The organism is Methanolobus sp. WCC4 (assembly GCF_038022665.1).
Lineage (GTDB): Archaea > Halobacteriota > Methanosarcinia > Methanosarcinales > Methanosarcinaceae > Methanolobus.
Genome location: NZ_CP150629.1, coordinates 138,432 through 150,162, shown reverse-complemented (window position 1 = coordinate 150,162; position 11,731 = coordinate 138,432). Strand labels below are relative to the sequence as shown.

At 44.6% G+C, this 11,731-nt stretch carries 13 protein-coding genes; 7 read left to right on the top strand and 6 right to left on the bottom strand.

The window, feature by feature from the left end; all coding sequences use genetic code 11:
- Positions 1 to 14: 14 nt before the first annotated feature.
- Together V7O63_RS00730 and V7O63_RS00725 are read right to left on the bottom strand one after the other, a co-directional pair.
- Positions 15 to 401 (bottom strand): DUF5402 family protein, encoded by a 387-nt coding sequence (locus tag V7O63_RS00730; protein ID WP_340819236.1) that lies wholly within the window; start codon positions 399 to 401, stop codon positions 15 to 17.
- Positions 401 to 1,432 carry a peptidase U32 family protein gene (locus V7O63_RS00725; protein ID WP_340819234.1) on the bottom strand — a complete coding sequence of 344 codons (1,032 nt, stop codon included), beginning with the start codon at positions 1,430 to 1,432 and terminating at the stop codon, positions 401 to 403. The genes V7O63_RS00730 and V7O63_RS00725 overlap by 1 nt, the downstream gene beginning before the upstream one ends.
- Positions 1,433 to 1,536: 104 nt before the next feature.
- On the opposite strand from V7O63_RS00725, the gene V7O63_RS00720 reads away from it, so the two are divergent.
- Both V7O63_RS00720 and V7O63_RS00715 read left to right on the top strand, forming a co-directional pair.
- Positions 1,537 to 2,349 (top strand): sugar phosphate isomerase/epimerase family protein, encoded by an 813-nt coding sequence (locus V7O63_RS00720; protein WP_340819232.1) that lies wholly within the window; start codon positions 1,537 to 1,539, stop codon positions 2,347 to 2,349.
- Positions 2,350 to 2,515: 166 nt separating this feature from the next.
- Complete coding sequence (locus V7O63_RS00715; protein WP_340819230.1) at positions 2,516 to 2,986, top strand: DUF5806 family protein; 471 nt, start codon at positions 2,516 to 2,518, stop codon at positions 2,984 to 2,986.
- 36 nt (positions 2,987 to 3,022) lie between these two features.
- Here V7O63_RS00715 and V7O63_RS00710 read toward each other — a convergent pair whose 3' ends face one another.
- The gene (locus tag V7O63_RS00710; RefSeq protein ID WP_340819228.1) at positions 3,023 to 3,298 is read right to left on the bottom strand and encodes a hypothetical protein; all 276 of its coding nucleotides are present in this window, start codon (positions 3,296 to 3,298) and stop codon (positions 3,023 to 3,025) included.
- A 108-nt stretch (positions 3,299 to 3,406) separates the two neighbouring features.
- On the opposite strand from V7O63_RS00710, the gene hcp reads away from it, so the two are divergent.
- The 3 genes from hcp (at position 3,407) to V7O63_RS00695 (ending at position 6,385) form a co-directional block, all read left to right on the top strand.
- Positions 3,407 to 5,026, top strand: a complete 1,620-nt coding sequence (hcp, locus tag V7O63_RS00705; protein ID WP_340820862.1) for a hydroxylamine reductase — start codon at positions 3,407 to 3,409, stop codon at positions 5,024 to 5,026.
- 129 nt (positions 5,027 to 5,155) lie between these two features.
- The gene (locus V7O63_RS00700) at positions 5,156 to 5,947 is read left to right on the top strand and encodes an META domain-containing protein (RefSeq protein ID WP_340819226.1); all 792 of its coding nucleotides are present in this window, start codon (positions 5,156 to 5,158) and stop codon (positions 5,945 to 5,947) included.
- Between the two features lie 126 nt (positions 5,948 to 6,073).
- The gene (locus tag V7O63_RS00695) at positions 6,074 to 6,385 is read left to right on the top strand and encodes a signal recognition particle protein Srp19 (protein ID WP_340819225.1); all 312 of its coding nucleotides are present in this window, start codon (positions 6,074 to 6,076) and stop codon (positions 6,383 to 6,385) included.
- A 92-nt stretch (positions 6,386 to 6,477) separates the two neighbouring features.
- Here the strand turns inward: V7O63_RS00695 and V7O63_RS00690 are convergent, their stop codons facing one another.
- The 3 genes from V7O63_RS00690 to V7O63_RS00680 all read right to left on the bottom strand — a co-directional run bounded on the left by V7O63_RS00690 (position 6,478) and on the right by V7O63_RS00680 (position 8,645).
- A complete protein-coding gene (locus V7O63_RS00690) occupies positions 6,478 to 6,657 on the bottom strand; it encodes a preprotein translocase subunit Sec61beta (protein ID WP_340819224.1) in 180 nt (59 codons plus the stop codon).
- 95 nt (positions 6,658 to 6,752) lie between these two features.
- Complete coding sequence (locus V7O63_RS00685) at positions 6,753 to 7,772, bottom strand: S-methyl-5-thioribose-1-phosphate isomerase (RefSeq protein WP_340819222.1); 1,020 nt, start codon at positions 7,770 to 7,772, stop codon at positions 6,753 to 6,755.
- Positions 7,773 to 7,841: 69 nt separating this feature from the next.
- Positions 7,842 to 8,645 (bottom strand): TIGR02391 family protein, encoded by an 804-nt coding sequence (locus tag V7O63_RS00680; RefSeq protein ID WP_340819221.1) that lies wholly within the window; start codon positions 8,643 to 8,645, stop codon positions 7,842 to 7,844.
- Between the two features lie 477 nt (positions 8,646 to 9,122).
- Between V7O63_RS00680 and V7O63_RS00675 the strand changes: the two genes are divergently transcribed.
- Both V7O63_RS00675 and V7O63_RS00670 read left to right on the top strand, forming a co-directional pair.
- A complete protein-coding gene (locus tag V7O63_RS00675) occupies positions 9,123 to 10,973 on the top strand; it encodes an HD domain-containing protein (protein ID WP_340819219.1) in 1,851 nt (616 codons plus the stop codon).
- A complete protein-coding gene (locus V7O63_RS00670) occupies positions 10,973 to 11,728 on the top strand; it encodes a tRNA (adenine-N1)-methyltransferase (protein WP_340819217.1) in 756 nt (251 codons plus the stop codon). Before V7O63_RS00675 ends, V7O63_RS00670 begins: the two co-directional genes overlap by 1 nt.
- Positions 11,729 to 11,731 lie beyond the last annotated feature (3 nt).

Genomic DNA, 11,731 nt, shown 5'->3' with positions numbered 1-11,731 from the left:
GAAGATACAGAGGTCTATTCTCTGCGTTCAAAGTTAAGTATATATATGTCCGGCCTTGGCTGCTTGCCGCTACCTCTGGCAAAATCCATATAACATCTGTTACAAAGTGATCTGCTGTTCAGGGAAGCCACTTCTGCCGTGCCTGGCACAAGCCTTGCAAAGAGGAATGATGGTTCTACTTCAAGGTTCTCAGATGTCTCTTTCAGATGTTTGGTGACATGTTCCTCGAATATCTCGATATCATCATACTGTACCCCTCTGGTGTTTATGGTAACTCCATTACATCCGCATGGAAGTGCAAAAGCATCAAGCTCGATGAGGAAGACCGGTTTTGCGAGCAGGTTCCTTAGTTTGTTCTCAAGGTCACCGCGGTTCTTTGCTAATGTTTCTGTTATCGTCATTATTGTCCTCCTTCTATCTTAAGGGGCTTGAGCACATTTTCGCCATCTTCTGTCGTGTAGACATTTATTATCTTCTCTGCAAGCCTCTTGCAGTATCCGCATCTGTTGCATGTCTTGCTACATTGCTTCCACTGTGAAAGGGCGCCATCTAGTTCCTTGTTAGGTATATAGAACAGGTCCCTTATGTCACGGGGACAGTCAAGAAGGTCCATAAGGTTACCATCGTATGACTCATTGGCATATGCCTGCACATTGTTTAGTATCCAGTTAGGGAAGTGCGTTCTTCCTCCTATCTTGAAGATATCGGTGATGTGCCTGTATTCCTTAAGGTCTTCCGGCCTTATCCATGGGGATTTGATGAGTTGCTGTGGATCCTTTATCCTCAGTGAGAGACACTTATAATAGTAGTAGTCATCCAACACGTTGAGTTTTGGTCCCGGGCCATTTGAGTGGGAGAAGAAATTGAAGTGTGCATACCTTAAGGGGCACTGATAGAGACATCCTTCATTCACAAGCAGTTTCAGGTCGGTTGATACTGAATCCCTTATGGCTTCAAGTTTATCGAAGTCACGGTTGATCACGGGATCTATTACTATAGTATCTGCACCGAGTGCTTCATAGAACTCGGCCTTCTGTGGGGAATCCACGAAGGAAAGAACGGAAACAACGACCTCCATGTCGAAGTCCTTTGCCAGCATCTCTACAAAATAAGGCTCTGCAACTGTTATGGAATCTATTCCTATGTTATTTAGCTGATTGAAATACCAGTTGATCCTGTTGTACCCTTCCGCTGTGAGATGCTGTCCACCCATGCATGAACTGTTCAGGACGACTTCCATCTTCACGCCTTTCTCATGTGCGTATTCGGTCTGCTCGGCTATCTCCTCAAGTCCGGGCGCACTGAGATTCGTCCTTCCGGTGCCTACATAGTCCGGTGTACCAGCCATGTAGATGCCGTAGATATCGCTGGAACCGGTAAGCAGCTCCTCCAGTCCCTCAAGGTGTCCCACGTGGGGAGCATAAAGTTTCATCGCTTTGCTGGTGCTCTTTAATTTAGATAAGTATTTTGGTTATTGGAATTACCAGAAAACAAAAAAGCAAAGATCTTATCTATTACTATCATTTCCATCTAAGTATGATATTAGGTGCTTCATCCTTTGCAGGAAGTCTGTCCGAGATAGCCTCTGAACTGGACTCTGTTGAACTTTACATGCCAAAACTCGGGGTTTACAGGGATTCGGTCCTCCAGAAGGATATCCTGGCTGCTATACTTGATGAGCTTTCGACATTCGACCTTAACACTTCACTTCATGCTCCTTATTTTGCAGATGTTCCCACCTATCCGAAGGATGTGGTAGTGGATACTGCCAGCATGGGTGAAAGGGAGTTCCGTCTTATCCGCGAATCCATAGAACTGGCGTCTGAGCTTGGTTCGAATGCTATAGTCCTGCATCCCGGAAGGTTCGATGAGAATCACGAAGCATGTTTTGACAGGATGGTCTCTAATCTTAAGGTCCTTGCTGCAGATGCAGAGGACAGTGGTGTGATGCTGGGACTTGAGAACAAGGAAGGAACTTCAACAGGTAACATGTGCTGCGAGGTCAATGAACTTATAAGGGCGGTTGAAGAGGTGAATTCAGACAATCTGGGTGCTACATTCGACATAGGTCACGCGAACCTTACATGTGGCGGTGACAGCACGAAGCTCCGTGAGTTCGCAAAGACGCTTGCACCCCATGTTGTTCACGTGCATGTACATGACAATGGTGGTGTCTGGACGAATGAGTATGACGGGGATGAACATCTCGCACCGGGTGCAGGAAAGGTTGATTATACCGTGCTTAATGAGCTGAAGGGTTACAAAGGCATCTTCAACATGGAAGTATTCTCCATTGGGGATGTGCGTTCAGGAAAAGAGATAATGAAAAAGGCACTTGGAACCTGTTGATGCACTGAACGATAGTTTTTCTCCCAATTTGATCTATATTTTTATATACATTCAATATTTTTTATTTTTGTTCTGTTTGGTTATAATTATATATTTTGAAGGACAACTATGTAATACATTGGTTGCAATACTATCTATGTGTCAGTCTGACAATGGGTGAATGGCGATGAACAAGTATCAGAAATTCAAGAAAATGGACAATAAGAGTTACTCCGATGTAACTCGTTTTTTGAAGGAGACCACGCATCTTACAGCCAGGGAATGGGTGGTTTCACGGATGTGTGCTGACTTCAAGAACCTGTCCGACCACTCCGAGATGACATGGATAGGTGAGAACCTTCCGGAACTCGTTCCGTTCATGGATGAGAAGTATTCAAGACAGGAGGTCTCAAATGCAAGGGCATCCTTCAAGAAGAAGGTCCAGCGCAGTGGCACCACTTTCTTTTATGCCTACTATGCGGGTCTTATAACTCAGGAAGAGATGATATCCATGATCCACAAGATGGTCATCGATATCAAAAAGCTCATGGATACGGAAGGAAGTGAGATCCCTGAAGAGCATGCAACAGAGGTCCAGATGCTCGTTGCCGAAGTGCTCAGGAATATAAATGAATCACTGGATGAAGAGTATCAGTGATCAGCTGCTCAACCGGACGGGAAAAAGGATACGATATCAGTATTCTTCAATACCGTTCCTCTGGCAGTAGTTCAGATATCCGAGAAGCATTCTCATATCTACCTGCCTGATATATCTCGCCTGGACCTTTGACACGTGTAATGTATTATCCCCTATCCTCACTTTTATGTCGGAATCCTTTGGCACGCTCATATCTACTGGCAGTATTGCGGGTCCTCCGCAGGTGGTGCAAAGGCGGAAGTCCTTTTTTGCTTTGAGTATGAAATCCTTTACTTCAGACTCGACCTTTATTTCTCGTGGTACGTCTATCATGGGTACAAGGCGGTATCCAGTGTACTTATATTTTATCCATTCTTCCGTTTGCTCCCGGACAAAGTAACTAGATATACCTGCACATCATACCTGAATATGGGTGACAAGATGTTCTGCTACCAGTGTGAAGAAACAATGAACGGGGAAGGCTGCACAAAGAATGGCATGTGTGGTAAGAAAGGTGAGGTTGCAGACCTTCAGGATGATCTTATCTATGTGCTTAAGAGCATTGCCTTCTACAACCAGAAAGCAAGAAAGGCAAACATTTCTGAGAATAGCACGGATGACTTCATGCTTGATGCACTGTTCTCAACCATCACAAATACCGATTTCAGAGCGAGCGGAATTCAGGACCGCATTGACAGGGCATTCGAACTTCAGAATGAGATCCGACAGAAACTTCTGGATAACAATGCACTTGACGAGAGTGACCTGCCAGAGATAGCAACTGTGAGTCCAGAAAACCTCAGGGGCAGGGATACAGGTATACTTGCAACAGAGGATGAAGATATCCGGTCACTGAGAGAACTGTTGATCTTTGGTATCAAAGGAATTGCAGCATATGGACATCATGCTATGATGCTTGGAAATTCCAATAAGAAGGTCAATTCATTTGTAGAAGAAGGACTGATAGCAACCACAGATGACAGCCTGACAGATAAGGATCTAATCTCATTGGTCCTGAAGTGCGGGGAAAAGGGTTTTGATGTAATGGCGGACCTTGATAGGGTGAACACCGCTGCATTCGGGAATCCTGAACCCACACGGGTCAATATCGGAACAAGGGGAAATCCTGGAATTCTCGTAAGCGGTCATGACCTGAAGGACCTGAAACAACTACTGGACCAGGCCGAAGGGACCGGTGTGGATGTCTACACACATGGTGAGATGCTGCCTGCAAACTCATATCCTGAATTTAAGAAATATGAACACCTGGTAGGTAACTATGGCGGTTCATGGTGGCATCAGAAGCAGGAATTCGAGAGTTTCAACGGACCAATATTACTGACAAGCAATTGTATAGTTCCTCCAAGGCAGAGCTACATTAACAGGTTATACACTACTGGTTCTGTAGGTTATGATGGTGCCACACATATTGTAGCTGAGGATGGACAGAAGGACTTCTCCGCTCTCATCGAACAGGCAAAGAGCTGTGCGCCTCCTGTACAACTGGAAGAAGGTAGCATCATGGGTGGTTTTGCTTACAACTCTGTGTTATCAAATGCAGACAAGATAGTCGATGCTGTAAAGACCGGGAAGATAAAGAAGTTCATTGTCATGGCAGGCTGTGACGGACGCCAGAAGGACAGGCAGTACTACACGGATTTTGCAGAGGCATTGCCCAAAGATACTGTGATCCTTACTGCCGGATGTGCAAAATATCGTTACAATAAACTCGGCCTTGGAGATATTGACGGGATCCCGAGGGTGCTTGATGCAGGGCAGTGTAATGATTCATTCTCTCTTGTCGTTATTGCACAGGGACTTATGTCAAGACTTGGATTTACAGATGTTAATGAGGCACCTATTTCGTACAATATCGCATGGTATGAACAGAAGGCAGTCCTTGTGTTACTTACCCTGCTGAGGCTTGAGATACAGAATATTACACTTGGTCCAAAGCTACCGGCCTTTGTCTCGCCGAATGTCCTCAAGGTATTGGTGGAGAAGTTCAATATCACACCGAACACCACTGTCGAGGAAGATATGGAAAGACTCTTAATGTGAGTCTTTCATTTTTTCAAAAACCTTCCAATGATGCGGTTTTAAATGATACACGAAGACTTCAAATTGGCTTGAAGTTTAGAAAGTGCCTAAATAGTAGCATGCTCTAGTGAGTTCAAGGAGTAATAACCGATGCAAACTATAAGGAAAATACTGGCTTTACTTATCATATTCACTTTTATCACAGTCACTCTTTTAGTATCAGGCTGTACTGAAACTGTTGATGATAAGGAAGATATGGGAAACGAAGAAATGGAAATTGAGAATATTTCCATAAGCGATATCACTGATGTTGAATGGCAATGGTCTGGACTTATCGAAACCGAACCTGCCAGCCAATCCGTAGTTCCTGATCAGGAGAACTACACACTTGTCTTCGAAGCAGATGGAACATATTCGATCAAAGCAGACTGCAACGTTGGAAGTGGAAGCTACACACTGGAAGGTAGTGATCTTGCATTATTGCCGGGACCAATGACACTTGCATACTGTGGTTCTGAATCACTGGATGTTCAATATCTTTCTCTGTTAAGCAGTGTGACTACTGTTACAATGGATGATGAACAGCTTGTCCTTGGTATAGGGGATAATGATGGCAGGATGTTATTTGCTAAAGCAGAGGGGTCCACAGACAACAATGAAAGCTCTGAATCCCTTAACATTGTTAATGGGACCATATCTTCTCTCGAAGATGGAGATTCATATCCGATCATCCTGCTTGAAAGTGAGGAAATAAGTAACTTAGGTTATACAAAAGGAATTAAATTCGTGATATCTGAGGAAACTGTAATAGTTGACCCTAACGGAGGTCTTTTTGACGCAAAGAACTTAAAAGAAGGGATGAACGTCAGGGTTTTCTTTGGTCCTGCATTGGCCAGAAGCATTCCACCTATCGGGCAGGCCGAATTAATTCGAATGATCTGACGAACTATCTATGTTCCTGCGTGTGATACTCATTCCTGGCCCAAATTGTCAGATGGATAAAAAAGCAGTGTGTCATTTGGGTATTACCAATATTTTTCTCTTAGTCTCAGGGCAAATTTAAATTAAATGAGGTCTATTGATAGACCCATGATGATGAAAGACAGGGGTAAACTGGTCATCTGGCCTGCATATATCGATAAGACCAAATCCAGAAAACATGGTCGTATCGTTTCCAGAAGGACCTCTGTGGAGTCCCCGACTATCAAAGAGATCAATATGGCAGCACAAAAGCTTGGGCTGAATCCTGAGGTAGAAGCGGACAAGGCATATCCTCGTAGCTGGTGGGAGGACAAAGGCAGAGTGCTTATTGATAATAGTGCACCAAAGACCCATCATTGCAGAAGGATCTGCGCAACTATCAAGGAAATGCGTTCCTGATAGTTCACACTATTCTTTTTTGATTCCATCTCTTAAATATAATCTGATCCTAAAAATATCGTAAAAAAAGAATGATGTAATGTGACAGTAGTTTATACTACAGGCCACATTCCGAAGTTTGCATCAAGTATGAGAATTACGAGCCCTATAACGACACCGACGGCCATTACGGTCTTAGGGTCTACGTGTATTGCTCTTTTATCTGCATCATAATAGCGCATAAGGCCGGCAGATGACATCAAGCCGCCGCCACTGGATTGTTTCTTAGCCATTGTATCTCCGTATTTAATTGTTGATCAATTATAGGTGGTTATGATTAATCTATCTGTTCCCTTCCATGTCCTTCATTATTTAAAAGGATGTGCCTTCATGCAAGTAGCTCATCCAGCAGGAACGGTGGATAGAACACTCCCTTCTCTGTGATTACAGCGGTCACATTCTCCATTGGGGTGGCATCGAATGCAGGGTTATAGACCTTCACATCTGCAGGTGCTATCTGTACATCCCTGAAGAATCTCAGTTCATCCGCATCTCTCTGCTCGATCGTGACGGTATCCTCCCAGTTGTTCGGGTCAAAGGTTGAGATCGGTGCTGCAACAAAGAACGGGATCTCATGTTCCCTTGCAAGTACTGAGTGTGTGTATGTGCCTATCTTGTTGAAGACCGCATCTCCTGTTATCCTGTCAGCACCTACGATGACCTTGTCCACCATACCCTTGCTCATAACATGTCCTGACATGGAGTCGGAGATAAGTGTTACATCGATGTTGTCCTGCATGAGTTCCCATGTTGTTATCCTGCCACCCTGGTTAAGCGGTCTTGTCTCACAGGAGATTACCTTGATGTCCTTTCCTGCCTCCACGGCGGAACGGATCACTCCGAGTGCGGTTCCCCAGTCCACGCATGCCATCTTTCCGGCATTGCAGTGTGTCATTACGGTGTCGCCATCCTCAAGCAGTTTTGCTCCGTACTTTCCGAGCTTCTTGTTAGTCTCCACATCCTCATCAGCGATGTTCTTTGCCTCACTGAGTACTACATCCTTGATGCCGGCAAGGTCATATGCATCTGAGATTGCACCAATGGTCCTGTCGACTCCCCATGCAAGATTGACCGCCGTAGGACGTGTTGCCTTGATGGTCTTTGCAGCCACTTCAAGGTCCCTGATGAGCCCTTCCATGTCCTTTGCACTGCTGAGGGTTGCGGCAAGTGCGACACCATAGGCACCGGCTGCACCAAGGGCAGGAGCTCCCCTCACACGCAGGGACTTGATAGCCTCACAGAGGGAGGCAAGCGTTTTGCATTCAATGACCTTGTACTCCATTGGCAGGAGGGTCTGGTCTATCATTACAATTGAATTTGAGTCGTCATTCCAGTCTATGGTTCTCATGCTATCTGACTCTCTAAATGTATGAACCGGGATAAAAATGTAAAGGTTGGTTTTTTAAGCGTTTTTGTCTCAATTTTTATGTAAATTGGTCGGGACGCAGTTGTCTAACTTTCTATGTAAAAGTGAAATTAATGAAAGATAATCTGCTGCATCGTCTTCTCCTTCCCAAAGAATCTTTGGTTCATGGGCTAATGGGTTTCTGATAGCACCAAAACAACCTTTTAAGAGCAGAGCAAAACCCTTGTGTTCAGATTTTTCCGTTTCTGTTCTCAATGAATTAATTGCTAATATTGGCCTTTCAATGGTAAACACTTTGTCAATAAGGGCTGCGCCATCTAATTCTATTCCTGACATGTCCCGAATTCTTTGAGCTAATCCTTTAGTTGCTTCAAAAACAGCATGGAAGTAATTGTCTTGTAATAACTCTGTCCTACAATATTTTACAACTTCGGGATGTATTTTTCTTCCTTCAAATTTGCTTTGAATTGTTTTCAGTCTTTTTTCAGCTTCAGTTAATGTGCGTGCATTTTTACATTTTCTGAAATTTCCATCTTCTCCATACTCAAAGCCTGAAAAAATTAGTATACTATTGAGTTTCTCTCTATTTTCTTCAAATTCTTCCTTGCGACCAACAAATCTGATAGGATTCATCAATGATTGGATGAATCCAAAAATATGATTTGCACAATTATGCTGTTTCTGCAAGTCTGTAAAAACCCAGTAAAGTCGTCTCCATTTAGTACTTTCTTGTGAATCATCTTTAATGTTTAATTCATTTAGAATTCGGGTAATGTCACTTCTACTACCACATTCACCAAGTGATTTTGCCATTGATTCTAGGTGACTATCTGGAAAGGTTGGAATTTGTACCATTTGATCAGTTCTTTGTTATAGTATAGATATTCAAGTTTTTGAAATGTATCATATAAATTTTGTCTATTTAGTTTTCAATTAAATCTTGGATTTGTAGAAATCCTGCTAATTGCAACTTTGAAATCAGCAATTTCAATAACTATATTATTTTAATAATCTTCAGGATGGTAGCAAAGGAACGTGCCGCCTGCGGCGGTTGGTTGCATTGTTCTTTGTTTGTCACTGATTATTTGTAGAGCCATAAAATACAGGGGTCCACAACACAATAAGTTAGGTTAATCGGAAGTCATGAACAACTTAAACCATCCCGGAGGGTCCCGGCGAAGCCGGCACGATTCGAAAAGATGAATAAAATAAGCTGTTGTCTTCAACTCTTTTTCTGCATGAGCAATTCAAATGAGAAATTCTACAAAGCCTAACTCTTGGCTAATTATATTTACTCTCCATTTATATACTCCCTCCTCATAATATCAGCCAATGCAAAAACCCCTGATAATCCACGACCCTGTACACAAGACCATCATACTCGACGAGTTCGAGCAGATGATCCTTAACACAAAACATGTACAGAGGCTCAGGAACATCCAGCAACTGGGACTTGTTGACCATGTCTATCCCGGCGCCAATCACACACGTTTCGAGCATAGTATAGGCACTATGCATATGGCATCGGTGATTGGCCAGTCCCTGTCACTTGAGGCTGAGGATATTCGTAAGATAAGGCTGGCAGGACTCCTGCATGATGTGGGTCATTCTGCATTCTCCCATGCCGTGGAGAACGTGCTCAAACGCAATCCTCAGTTGCAGCCTGTCATCGAGGGCAAGAAGTTCATCAAACACGAGGCTTTCTCGAAGGATATCATCTCAAGGATACTTCCGCAGGATAACTATATTGCACGTTATGTGGAGTCTGAGTTCGGTACGGATCCCTTCGACTTCTTTGCTGAGATATCGAAGATCGCCACAGGAGATGCACAGTCGATACCAAAACCATATCTCGCTCATATCATTGCAGGTGATGTTGATGCAGACAGGATAGACTTCCTTCTGAGGGATTCCTATCACACCGGTGTGTCATTCGGGCTCATAGATGTAGACCAGATAATTGGAAGTCTCATTATCAAGGACGGGAACGTTGTACTGGGTAGCTTTGATGGCTCAGGTTATGGGAATGACATGGCTCTCACGGCTGCTGAATCATTGCTGGTATCCCGTGCTCATCACTATACTGCCATAATCCATAATCCAAAGACACAGGCGGCCCGGGTCATGCTGCTCTATGCACTTGAGGATGCTCTGGAACGCTTTGGGAAAAGTTCGGGGTCAGATGCAGCAAAGGATGAGATAGTTCGTTTCTTTACAGAATACAACGATAGTGACCTGCTGAATTTCATCAGGTCCAATGCATCTGAAAAGTCACTTGCTTTACTGAACGACCTGCGTGATGGCAGTCTATACGTGCCTGTTGCAAGGCTGAGCCAGAAGATACTCAGGCCATCAACAAGGATGGCACTTTCCACCATTGCACGTCATGGTGTTGCTACCAGGAGACTTGAGTCCAGACTTGCCGGAGAGCTGGGTGATGTGCTTGTGGACCTCACCGTTGCCTCAGGGGTTCCGAAGAGTATGCGTATCGCAATGGATGAGGAGGATGGTTTCTTCTACGATGAATCCGCACTTGCCAACGGCCTTGTCCGTGCTATCTCCCGACAACTGTCCCTTACAGCCTTCACTCATCCTGATATTGTCACAGACAATGATTCTGCCGCTGTGCTCTCAGAACTGCGCAGGATTGTGGATGATCTTTCTCCCAGGCTCCTGAACTTCACGCGTGAGGGCCAGTATCTTCCAATAGAGGGAATAATCCTGTTGTTCTATGCGGTCCACTGTATCTTCGTTAATGAAAATAAAAAGGAAGGTTCCATATCGATCCCTCGCCTTCGGCATATCACATGGCTCTACCGTACCATCCGGGAGCTCAGCAGCTTCCCGAAACTGAAGAACCTCTTTGATTACTCCTTCCATGAAAGGTATGGATTCCCGTATTGTGAAAAGGTCTTTGAGGACATCCAGGTGCTAGTTGCCATGGGTATCGTGGATGAGGATCTCCGTTACTATGAGAAGGACGGGAGGTTCCGGCAGAGTTATGAATATGTGCTGACATGGGAGGGGGTTGAATATGCAGGGACACTTGCAGAAGCATATCGCCACGAGTTCGATGAGATGATGTCTCATCTGACAATGGTAAAGCACTCGATAAAACGGGACATCGTGACGATCCCGTCCAGCAGGTATGTCTCTAAAAAACGGTCCACAGGTGTAAGATAATGATAACTGGTGAATTGGTTTTGCTGAAGACCTCCCACAGGGGTAAGGTCAGGGAGTTCATTGTGAAAGTATCCGATGAGCAACTGCACACGGATTTTGGTATAGTTGAGCTCTCAACCCTTGCTGATAAGGTTCCCGGTGATACTGTAGTGGCTCATAAAGGTCAGGAATTCACTATACAGCGTCCCAAGATGCCTGACTTCTTCAGGCACGCGAAGAGGACCGGCGCTCCCATGATGCCCAAGGACATAGGCATGATAATCGCCTACACCGGTCTCAGCAAGAACGATGTTGTCCTCGATGCAGGTACTGGTTCGGGAATTCTGACGATGTATCTTGGTTCCATTGCAAAGAGGGTCGTCACCTATGAGGTAAAAGAGGACTTTGTGAAGGTCGCACGTAAGAATGTGGAAAATGCCGGTCTTGACAACGTGGAACTTCGCTGTGGTGACATCGTCGAGGAAATAAACAATATCACTGATGAGAAGTTCGATGTGATCACCCTTGACACTCAGAACACGAAGGATGTTATCCCCAATGTCAGGAAGGTACTGCATCCTGGAGGATTCCTTGCAACATATTCTCCTTTCTTCGAGCAGACAAAGGAGATACGTGATGCAATGGAGGCCGAGGGCTTCTATGATGTGGTGACTATAGAATGCACGGAACGTGAGATATCATTCTCTGCGAGGGGTACACGCCCGTCGACAACAAAAGTAGGTCATACCGGTTTTATCACGATTGCAAGGGCCTGAGCC